The sequence below is a fragment of the Streptomyces sp. NPDC058812 genome, assembly GCF_042744565.1.
Classification (GTDB): Bacteria; Actinomycetota; Actinomycetes; order Streptomycetales; family Streptomycetaceae; genus Streptomyces; species Streptomyces thinghirensis.
On record NZ_JBHYOB010000064.1, the window covers coordinates 1 to 925 of the forward strand.

Here is a 925-nt window from a genome sequence, read left to right on the forward strand (position 1 = left end):
AGAGACTGGTCTCCTGCGGAGACACGACGGGGAGTGACTGCGTCACTCCAAGAGGGGCTGCGTCGCTGCGCGACGCCGGGCGGAGTGGGCCCGATGGGCCCACACCTGCGGTGACGGCGGGGTGGTCCCGGTCGGTTCGGGGACTACCGGTCCGCGGTGGCAGGCTGGCAACGGAGGGAGGGCCTGCCGCGGGGTTCTTCGGCTTAATTGTAGCAGTTCAGAAGGTTTTTGATGGGGTGTCAGGCAGTCTGTAACGGTGTCTCAGGACCGAATATCGGGGTGTGGCCCCTGCGGGGCCAAGGTCTTGCCGGTCGCGCTGCGCGCTCCCTCTCAGTGACAGTATGCACACGGGCCGGCGGAGTGTCCACCCCGTCGGCCCCTCTCCCGACACGTAACAACACGTAACACAGACGTCGGACCGTCACCCCCAAGTGGTCTACACCAGAAAGATCGCCAGCAAAAGGGAAAACACCGATTCCGACGCACACCAAACAGACCCAACGTCAAATACCAAAACCGAAACGACCCCTGACCGAATACCAAAAACACAACCCCTCAACCCCCCGCCGAAACCGCTCACTTTGCAACCCCACATACCAAAGTTGCAAGCCATCATAGAAAGTGCCTACATGCGACGGTGCGCCCCCGCACGTACGGCCGGGGCGCACCACGTTATGCATCACCGTGTAGAAGCCCAGAAAGCAGGCAGGTTATAAGGCGCCCGGTTCAGACGGCTGATCCAGAGGCTCGCCCTGCATCTCGTAGTAGCGGCGCCAGCTGCGGGCACGCTGAATCGCCTTCTGTTTGTCCTCATTGAGTCGGTGAAATCTCGCTCGGTCCGCCCTTACGAGGTCCTTCACCTCGTCCTCCAGCTCCGGGACGATCGCGTCGACGGCAGCGCTCAGCAGTCCCAGCGGAGTGACGA

1 protein-coding gene is annotated in these 925 nt (G+C 62.4%); it reads right to left on the bottom strand.

The window, feature by feature from the left end:
• Nucleotides 1-710: 710 nt before the first annotated feature.
• On the bottom strand, nt 711-925 hold a 215-nt coding region (locus ACFW48_RS38585; protein ID WP_386323333.1), incomplete at its 5' end, for a hypothetical protein.